9 protein-coding genes are annotated in these 9117 nt (G+C 74.1%); 4 read left to right on the top strand and 5 right to left on the bottom strand.

Annotation, left to right across the window (positions count from 1 at the left end; all coding sequences use genetic code 11):
* Positions 1-159: 159 nt before the first annotated feature.
* Positions 160-585: a hypothetical protein gene (locus ACZ7LY_RS23725; RefSeq protein WP_471626676.1), complete on the bottom strand. Its 426-nt coding sequence runs from the start codon at positions 583-585 to the stop codon at positions 160-162.
* A gap of 171 nt (positions 586-756) precedes the next feature.
* On the opposite strand from ACZ7LY_RS23725, the gene ACZ7LY_RS23720 reads away from it, so the two are divergent.
* Entirely contained in the window at positions 757-2010 is a 1254-nt protein-coding gene (locus ACZ7LY_RS23720) for a sensor histidine kinase (RefSeq protein ID WP_471626675.1), read from the top strand.
* On the top strand, positions 1998-2648 hold the full coding sequence (locus tag ACZ7LY_RS23715; RefSeq protein WP_471626674.1) for a response regulator transcription factor: 651 nt from the start codon (positions 1998-2000) through the stop codon (positions 2646-2648). The genes ACZ7LY_RS23720 and ACZ7LY_RS23715 overlap by 13 nt, the downstream gene beginning before the upstream one ends.
* Before the next feature lie 139 nt (positions 2649-2787).
* Here the strand turns inward: ACZ7LY_RS23715 and ACZ7LY_RS23710 are convergent, their stop codons facing one another.
* On the bottom strand, positions 2788-3579 hold the full coding sequence (locus ACZ7LY_RS23710; RefSeq protein WP_471626673.1) for a dioxygenase family protein: 792 nt from the start codon (positions 3577-3579) through the stop codon (positions 2788-2790).
* An 83-nt stretch (positions 3580-3662) separates the two neighbouring features.
* On the opposite strand from ACZ7LY_RS23710, the gene ACZ7LY_RS23705 reads away from it, so the two are divergent.
* Complete coding sequence (locus ACZ7LY_RS23705) at positions 3663-4190, top strand: MarR family winged helix-turn-helix transcriptional regulator (RefSeq protein WP_471626672.1); 528 nt, start codon at positions 3663-3665, stop codon at positions 4188-4190.
* Positions 4191-4203: 13 nt separating this feature from the next.
* Here the strand turns inward: ACZ7LY_RS23705 and ACZ7LY_RS23700 are convergent, their stop codons facing one another.
* Positions 4204-5715, bottom strand: coding sequence for an MFS transporter (locus ACZ7LY_RS23700; RefSeq protein ID WP_471626671.1), 1512 nt, complete (start codon positions 5713-5715; stop codon positions 4204-4206).
* Positions 5716-5889: 174 nt separating this feature from the next.
* The gene (locus ACZ7LY_RS23695) at positions 5890-6549 is read right to left on the bottom strand and encodes a TetR/AcrR family transcriptional regulator (protein WP_471626670.1); all 660 of its coding nucleotides are present in this window, start codon (positions 6547-6549) and stop codon (positions 5890-5892) included.
* Between the two features lie 241 nt (positions 6550-6790).
* On the opposite strand from ACZ7LY_RS23695, the gene ACZ7LY_RS23690 reads away from it, so the two are divergent.
* Positions 6791-8068, top strand: a complete 1278-nt coding sequence (locus ACZ7LY_RS23690; protein WP_471626669.1) for a M6 family metalloprotease domain-containing protein — start codon at positions 6791-6793, stop codon at positions 8066-8068.
* Here the strand turns inward: ACZ7LY_RS23690 and ACZ7LY_RS23685 are convergent.
* Positions 8055-9086 (bottom strand): helix-turn-helix transcriptional regulator, encoded by a 1032-nt coding sequence (locus tag ACZ7LY_RS23685; protein WP_471626668.1) that lies wholly within the window; start codon positions 9084-9086, stop codon positions 8055-8057. The genes ACZ7LY_RS23690 and ACZ7LY_RS23685 overlap by 14 nt on opposite strands.
* Between the last annotated feature and the right edge of the window lie 31 nt (positions 9087-9117).

The raw sequence follows: 9117 nt of genomic DNA, 5'->3' as shown, positions 1-9117 counted from the left end.
TCCCCGCGCCCCTGGAGGGGCGACTGCGTCGCCACCTCCTCCCCTGGGGAGCTGGGGCGAAGCCCCGCTCCCTCAGGGGCGCGGGGAACTGCGCGCCCAGCCACGACGAGAGTCGAGGTCACTCACCGGCCGGGGCCACCCACCTACCCAGCGGCGCGTTCATGGCATCAAGGCCAGCCGGGCGCAGAGCGCCGCCAGCGGAAGCTCCGCGCACACCGCCATCAAGAGCGCCGTCCCGAACCCACCCCCCGCCCCCGCGGTCACCACATCGAACCAGGCGTCCACCACGAGCAGCGCCGCCGTGGCCGCCCCCACGACCCCGCCCCGCCGCCGATCCCCCCGCGCGGCAAGCACCCCCGTACTGATCAGCCCGCCCGCCTCCAACGCGTCGAGCCCGACCCAGGCGACCGCCCAGTGCGCCGCCTGCGCGGTGTCCGGCAACGCCGTGGCCAGTACGTACAGCCACGGCAGCAGCGCGACCCCGCACCCCACGAGCAGCCCCCCGACCCACCGCCCCCGCGCGACGCCCCGCACACTCCGCCCGCCCCGCGCACCCCGCACGGGCCCCCGCACCAGTTGACTCATCGTCTTTCCTCGCTCCCCGCCGGCCCTCCCGGTCACGTCTCCCACCCTGCGCCGCCCGCCAGGGCCCCGTCAGTCACGCGGGGTTCCGACCTGGGGTGGAGAAAAGTGCACCCCGGAAGCGGGCGGAAACGGCATGGTCCGGCCACCCGCGCCGGCCCTACCGTGTGGCGCATGCGACTCACGACGTGGGGACGGGTGGCGGCCCGCCCGTTCCACGGAGCCGGGCGCCGGACCGCGCTCGTCGCCGCCGGACTGCCGCTCCACCTCGCCGCCGTACCCCTGTGGCTCTGGCTGCTCGGCACGCTCGCGGCGCTGGTCCCGGCCGCGGCCCCGCTACCGGTGCTGGCCGCTCTCGCGGTGACGCCCCTGCTGACGTTCGCGCAGCGGCTGCGCCACCGGGCGCTCACCGGACGGGACCTCCCGCGCCCCGCCGCGCCCGGCCCGGGTCCCAGGTGGACGGCGGCGGTGCGCCGCCTGGCCACCCGGGCGTACTGGCGGCAGGTCTGCTACCACGCCGTGGCCGGCCCGCTGTTCGCCGTCCTCGACCTCGCCCTGCTCGCCCTGTGGGCCACCGCGGCCGTGGCCGCCTCCCTGTACGTGTGGATCTGGGCGCTGCCCCCGCAGTGGCGGGTCGCCGACCTCGGGTACGCCACGCAGGCCGTCTACATCACCGCCGGCGGTCTCGCCCTGCTGTTTCTCGCGCCCCGGCTGACCGGCGCCCTGGTGCGTCTGGAGACCCGGACGGCCGGGGCGCTGCTCGGTCCGAGCCGTACGGAGGAGCTGGCCCGCAGGGTCGAGGACCTCGCCGAGAGCCGGGCCGGTGTCCTCGATGCCGCCGACGCCGAACGGCGGCGGATCGAACGCGACCTGCACGACGGCGTGCAGCAGCGCCTCGTCTCGCTCGCCGTCAACCTGGGCCTGGCCCGCGCCACCCTGGTCGATCTGCCCGAGGACGCCCGCAAGGTGATCGACGAGGCGCACCGCGAGGCCAAGGAGGCGATAGCCGAGCTGAACGACCTGGTGCGCGGCCTGCATCCGGCCGTCCTCGAGGACCGGGGCCTGGACGCCGCGCTGTCCGGGGTCGCCGCCCGCCTCCCGCTGCCGGTGCGCGTGGCGGTGGACCTGCGCAGGCGCCCCTCGCCGACGGTCGAGGCGGTCGCGTACTTCGTGGTCTCCGAGGCCCTGACGAACGTGGTCAAACATGCCGGAGCGAGCCGGGCGGACGTGACCGTGGAGCGGATCGGGGAGACACTGCGGGTGGTCGTCGCGGACGACGGCGCGGGCGGCGCGGATCCCTCGGCGCCCGGCGGCACCGGGCTCGCCGGGCTCGCCCGGCGCGTCGCGTCCGTCGACGGCACGTTCGTCTGCCGCAGCCCCGCCGGGGGCCCGACCGTCGTCACCGTGGAGCTGCCGTGCGCGCCGTGATCGCCGAGGACTCCCTCCTCCTGCGCATCGGCGTGGTCAAGGTGCTGGAGACGGCCGGTTTCGAGGTGTGCGCGCAGGCCGCCGACGCGGACGGGCTGCTGGCCGCCGTCGAGGAGCACCGGCCGGACATCGCCGTGGTCGACGTGCGTATGCCGCCCGGCTTCACCGACGAGGGGGTGCGCGCCGCGCTGGTGATCCGCCGCCAGTACCCGCGTACGGCCGTGCTCCTGCTGTCGCAGTACGTGGAGGAGCGGTACGCGGCCGATCTGCTCGCCGCCCACACCTCGGGCGTCGGCTATCTGCTCAAGCAACGGGTCGCGGACGTCGAGGAGTTCATCGAGGCGGTGCGCCGGGTGGCGGCCGGCGGCACCGCGCTCGATCCGCAGGTCGTCGCGCAGTTGCTGGTGCGCCGGCACAGCGATCCGCTCGACCGGCTGACCCCGCGCGAGCGGGAGGTCCTCGAACTGATGGCGGGCGGCCGGTCCAACTCGGGGGTCGCCGCCGAACTGGTCGTCAGCGAGAGCGCGGTCGCCAAGCACATCAACAGCATCTTCACCAAGCTCGACCTGCCGCGGGCCGACGCCGATCACCGCCGTGTCCTCGCGGTCCTGCGCTTCCTGGGCGTGGCCGCCACCTGACACCGCCGCCCGAAGCCGCGGCGGCCCGGGGGAGGCAGGGGCGAAGCCCCGCCTCCAGGGGCGCGGGGAACTGCGCGAACGTTCAGGGCAGCGGGCCTCACCCGGGAACTCCCCACCCGGAGGCGCCGGTCGGTCGGGGTCAGTCGAACTGGAGGGAGCGCTTCGCCAGCCCCAGCCAGAAGCCGTCGATCACCGACCGCCCCTCGTCCAGCCCGCCGCCGGCCCCCTCCGCCGCCCCCATCGTCACGAACAGCGGAGCGAAGTGCTCCGTACGGGGATGGGCCAGGGCGCCCGCGGGGGACTTGCGGGTGAAGTCGAGCAGGGCGTCGACGTCCCGCGCCTCAAGCGCCCGGCGCCCCCAGTCGTCGAACTCCGCCGACCACGACGGCACGCCCCCGCCATGCCGCAGCGCCGCCAGATTGTGCGTGAAGAACCCGGAGCCGATGATCAGCACGCCCTCGTCCCGCAGGGGCGCGAGCCGCCGCCCGATCTCCATCAGCTTCTCGGGGTCGAGGGTGGGCATGGAGACCTGGAGGACGGGGATGTCGGCGTCCGGGTACATCTCGACGAGCGGCACGTACGCCCCGTGGTCGAGCCCCCGGTCGGGCACGTCCTGCACCGGCGTACCGGGCCCGCGCAGCAGTTTCCGTACGGACTGGGCGAGTGCGGGCGCGCCGGGGGCGGCGTAGCGGACCTGGTAGTAGTGCTCGGGGAAGCCCCAGAAGTCATAGACGAGGGGGACGGTCTCGACGGCGCCGAGGGAGAGGGGCGCGTCCTCCCAGTGGGCGGAGACCATGAGGATCGCCTTGGGGCGCGGCAGCTCGGCGGACCACGCGGCGAGCTGGCTCGTCCACAGGGCGTCGTCGGCGAGCGGCGGGGCGCCGTGGGAGAGGTAGAGCGCGGGCATGCGCTCGGCGGCGGGAGCGGTCACGGCGACCTCCTTGAAGTTTCAAGCTTTACGTACTGACGAACGTACCCCTTGTTTGTTTAAGATTCAAGAAGGAGGGTCTACTGATGGACGCCAAGGACGACAGCGACAACAGCAACCGCGACGGCGGCGCCCCGCGCTGGCTCAGCGCCGAGGAGCAGCGCACCTGGCGCGCGTATCTGCACGCCACCACCCTGCTGGAGGACCACCTCGACCGCCAGCTCCAGCGCGACGCGAAGATGCCGCACGTCTACTTCGGCCTGCTCGTCACGCTCAGCGAGGCCCCGCGCCGCCGGCTGCGGATGACGGAGCTGGCGATCCAGGCCAAGATCACCCGCTCCCGGCTCTCGCACGCCGTCGCCCGCCTGGAGAAGAACGGCTGGGTGCGCCGCGAGGACTGCCCATCGGACAAGCGCGGCCAGTTCGCCGTGCTGACCGACGAGGGCCTCGCCGTCCTGGAGCGCGCCGCCCCCGGGCACGTGGAGACGGTGCGCCAGGCCCTGTTCGCGCGGCTCACCCCCGAGCAGCAGAAATCCCTCGGCGAGATCATGCGGATCGTCGCCGAGGGACTTCAGCCGAAGGAGGCCGGGGCGGACCTCCCCTGGCTGCGGTGAGCCGCCGGGGAGGTCAGTGCGCGATCACCGGCACCAGGACCTCGTCCTCGGCCGCGCCGTCCGCGTCCTTCGCCCCGCCCGACGCGCGCGCCGCGCCCGAGCCGGGCACACCGGTCGTGATGAGCGTGAAGGCGAGCGTGGCCGCGACGGCGAGGATGCCGACCGCCCACCAGATGGCGTGGGTGTAACCGTCGACCATGGCCTGCGCCTGGAGCAGCCGCGCGTCACGGGCGCCGGCCGCGTGGGAGGCGAGGTAGGCCGTCGTCGCGGACGCGGCGATGGTGTTGAGCAGGGCCGTGCCGATGGCGCCGCCGACCTGCTGCGAGGTGTTGACCATCGCGGAGGCCACGCCCGCGTCCCGCGCCTCGACACCGATGGTCGCCAGCGACATGGCCGGCATGAACGCCGTGCCCATGCCGAGGCCGAGCAGCGCTTGCGCGGGCAGGATCAGCGTCGCGTACGAGGAGTCCACGGACAGGCCCGTCAGGATCAGCATGCCGAGCGCGGCGACGAGGAAGCCGGGGCCCATGAGCAGGCGCGGGCGCACCCGGGTCATCAGACGGGCGCCGATCTGCGTGGAGCCCGTGATCATGCCGGCGATCATCGGCAGGAACGCGAAGCCCGTCTTGACCGGCGAGAAGCCCTTCACGACCTGGAGGTAGTAGGTCAGGAAGAGGAACAGGCCGAACATGGCGATCACGGCGAGGCCGAGCGAGGCGTAGACACCGCCGCGGTTGCGGTCGGCGACCACGCGCAGCGGCAGCAGCGGGTGGCGGGTGCGGGACTGCACGGCGACGAACGCGAGCAGCAGCACGGCCGAGGCGACGAACATGCCGACGGTCGTGGCGTCCGACCAGCCCGCCGACTCCGCGCGCGTGAACCCGTAGACGAGCGAGACGAGGCCGAGCGTGGACAGGACGACGCCGGGCAGGTCGAGCGGCGAGCGGTTGCGGCCGCCGGCCGGCTCGCGGATGACGAAGTAGGCACCCGCGGCGGCGATCACGGCGAACGGGATGTTGACGAAGAACGTCCAGCGCCAGTTCAGGTACTCGGTGAGGAAGCCGCCGAGGATCAGGCCGACGGCACCGCCGCCGCCCGCGATGGCGCCGTAGATGCCGAACGCCTTCGCGCGCTCCTTGGCGTCGGTGAACATGACCGCGAGCAGCGACAGCGCGGCCGGGGCGAGCAGCGCGCCGAAGACGCCCTGGAGGGCGCGGGCGCCGAACATCATCGCCTCGTTCTGCGCGGCGCCGCCGAGCGCGGAGGCGAGCGCGAAGCCGAGCAGACCGGTGACGAAGGTGCGCTTGCGGCCCCACAGGTCCGCGATGCGCCCGCCGAACAGCAGCAGTCCGCCGAAGGCCAGCGCGTAGGCCGTGATGACCCACTGCTTGTTCCCGTCGGTGATGCCGAGGTCGCTCTGGGCGGCGGGCAGGGCGATGTTCACGATGGTGGCGTCGAGGACCACCATCAACTGGGCGAGCGCGATGAAGACCAGGGCCTTCCAGCGGCGCGCGTCGCCTTCCATGGCTGCCGTTTTCGGCAAGGGGGTACCCACAGCGGGACTCCAAGTCGTGAAGAAGCGTGAGAAATCGGTTGCGTACGGGTGTGCGTGCTGGTGCGTACTGATGCGTGCCTGACGAGCGCTGACGGCGGTGCGGCTACGGATGCGGGGTGCGGGCCGGCGGCCGCGGCGGCGGGGTCACTCCTGGCGCAGCGACTCCAGCGTCGCGGCCGTGCCCGGGAGTTCGGAGCGGGCCGGGGTCGCCAGGCCGTCGAGGAACAGTTGCAGGTGGCGGTGGACGAAGCGGTCGAAGTCGAGACAGCCGGTGCCGGGCAGCGGCCGGGTGAGCTGGGAGAGGGCGACCATGAGGTCCCCGACGCCGATGTCGGGGCGCAACTCGCCCGCGCCGCGCGCCCGTTCGACCAGGTCCTCGATGGCGGCGGTGAGCCGGCCGAGGGCGGCGACGACGTCCGGGTGCTCCCGGTCGAAGGTCGCGTCGAGCATCGGGCACAGGGCGCCGACGCGCTCGTCGGCGGCGGCGTGCACGAAGGTGCGCAGCGCCGCGAACGGGGTGCTCTCGCCGCTGTCGACGGCGGCGAGGGCCCGGTCCGCGTGGGCGGTGACATGGTCGGTGACCGTGAGGACGACGTGGTGCATGAGGTCGCCGCGGTCCTTGAAGTTGCGGTACAGCGTCGCGTTGCCGACGCCGGCGCGGCGGGCGACCTCGTCGAGGGGGAGGTCGCTGCCGTGCTCGACGATCAGCTCGCGCGCGGCGGCCACGACGCGCTCCCGGTTGCGCACGGCGTCCGCGCGCGGGCGCGGGGTGCGCTGCGGTGCGCTGCCGGTGACGGTGGCCACGGCTCTCTCCTCTGCTCGGTCGTTCCCGTTCGATACTCAGGGGCGGAAGCGGGGAGCCAGTCCCCGGTTCCTGCGGACACAGGGCTAAACGGGGAGAAGGTCCCCGGATATTTCCCCGACCCGTTGTGACCTGCCTCACACCTCCTGAGCGGGGAAAACCCACGATCGGCGCACCCAGCGCGCGGCCCGCCGCCCCCCGACACAGGGTGAGCGAAACGGAGCCGAGCGTGAGGCGGGTCGGATGCGGCAGCAGCGGATATGCGGGGGCCGGCGCGGTGCGATGCTCGCCGGGGCCACGGCCGGCGCGCTCGCCCTGACCCTCACCGCGAGCAGCGGCCGCCTCCTGGACGGCTCGCCCACCGCCGCGGGACCGGTCGCCCAGGCCCGCGCCACCTCGCTCGGCCCCTGCATGCTCCGCGGCACGCGCGGCGTCCAGATGACCGAGGGCGTGCCCACCTCCACCGGCTACGCCCGCTCCACCGGCACGGTCCGCGCCCTGAACCTGATGATCGACTTCCCCGACGCGCACGGCGAGGGCAGCGCGCTCGACCGGCTCGGCGAGTTCTTCCCGCGGACCCGCGACTGGTTCCGCACCGGCTCCTACGGCCGCCTCGACTACGTGCCCGAGGCGCCGGTGGCGAACTGGCTGCGGATGCCCAAGGCGTTCTCCGCGTACGAGATAGAGCGCGGCGCCCCCTTCGACCCCGGCTACCGCGAGCTGGTCGACGACATCGTCGCCGCCGCCGACCCGGACGTCGACTTCCGCCGCTACGACCTCGTCAACGTGCTGATCACCCCGAACGCGGGGCCCAGCGCCCTGGACACCGTGCTCTCGGTGACGTTCGCCGGGAACCGGGACGCGCCCGTCGCCGACGGCGTGCCGCTGTCCAACGTCTCGTTCGTCTACTCCCGCCAGGACGACGGCTCCGGCTCGTACGCGAAGACCGGCTACCGGGTGCTGCCGCACGAGAACGGGCACGTCTTCGGCCTGCCCGACCTCTACACCCCGGACGGCGGCGGCGCCGTAGGGCACTGGGACATCATGAGCGAGGACTGGGGGGTCGGCAACGACCTGCTCGGCTGGCACAAGTGGAAGCTGGGCTGGCTCACCGGCTCCCAGATCGGCTGCGCCGCACAGCCCGGCACCACCGAGCACCTGATCTCCCCGCTGTCGCGCCCCGGCGGGGAGACGAAGCTGGTGTTCGTGCCGCTGACCGAGCGCACGGGGTACGCCGTCGAGGTCCGCACCCGCGCGGGCAACGACGAGGGCGTGTGCCGCCCCGGCGTCCTCGTCTACAAGGTGGACGCCGACGTGGACACCGGGCACGGGCCGATCACCGTGGAGGACGCCACGCCCGACAGCGGCGGCTGCACCCGCCGCCCCAACGTGCAGGCCGAACTCTCCGACGCGACCTTCCGCCCCGGCGAGACCTTCCGCGACCGCAAGGCGGGCCTGCGCGTCTCGGTCGCGGGCGTGGACGGCGAGGGCCGCTACCGGGTCTTCGTCACGCGCCGCTAGAAGCCTCCGTGCCGGAGTCCTGCGTGCCGGGTCCCGGCGCTCCGGGTGCCGCCGCTGTCAGGCGGGTGCCGAGGTCCCGTACGGCGGTGGCCAGTTCGGGCGGGCCGTGGACCGTGAAGGGGTGGCCCGTCATCGCCAGCCGGATCGCCATCCGGTCCGGGGCCTCGGTCGCCGTCGCGCGCAGCCGGCAGCCGCCCGAGTCCAGCGGCTGCGGGGCGCCGAGCCAGGACGGGACGCGGGCGGCCAGCGCCTCGGCGGGCGCCGCGAACTCCACGTCCAGCTCATACGTCTCCCCGCGCCCCCACGACGCCATCGAGCGCCGCAGGTACTCCGCCTCGTCGCCCTCCGGCACCGGGCGCGGCACGAAGCGGGCGCCCGTGGCGAACGGCTCGGCCACCCGGTCCACCCGGAAGGTGCGCCAGGCGTCGCGGTCGATGTCGTACGCCACGAGGTACCAGCGCCGGCCCGTGGAGACCAGGCGGGCCGGTTCGGTCAGGCGGCGGGTCTCGGTGCAGTCGGCGGCCCGGTAGCGAAAGCGCAGCCGCTCCTGCCCGGCCGCCGCCGACGCGATCACCGTCAGCGTCTCGGGCGCGATCGTCGCGCCGTCGCCCGAGGTCAGCGGCACGGTCGCGGCCTGGAGCGTGGCCACCCGGTGGCGCAGCCGGGACGGCAGCACCTGCTCCAGCTTGGCCAGCGCCCGTACCGACGCCTCCTCCACGCCCTCCACCGCGTGCCCGGCGCCCGCCCGCAGCCCGACCGCGATGGCCACGGCCTCCTCGTCGTCGAGGACCAGCGGGGGCAGCGCCTTGCCCGCGACCAGGCGGTAGCCGCCGTCGGAGCCCATCGTGGCCTGCACCGGATAGCCGAGGTCGCGCAGCCGGTCGATGTCGCGGCGGACCGTGCGCCGCGAGACGCGCAGCCGGTCGGCCAGCTCCCCGCCGGGCCACTCGCGCGGGGTCTGGAGGAGGGAGAGGAGCTGGAGCAGCCGGGCCGGGGTGTCCGTACTGGTCGTCGTCATGCCGCCCAGAATGCCGTGTATCTAGGACACG

It is taken from the genome of Streptomyces sp. NPDC107550, from assembly GCF_055639095.1.
The sequence above is the reverse complement of the archived record's forward strand: the minus strand, read 5'-3'. Positions and strand labels throughout refer to the sequence as shown.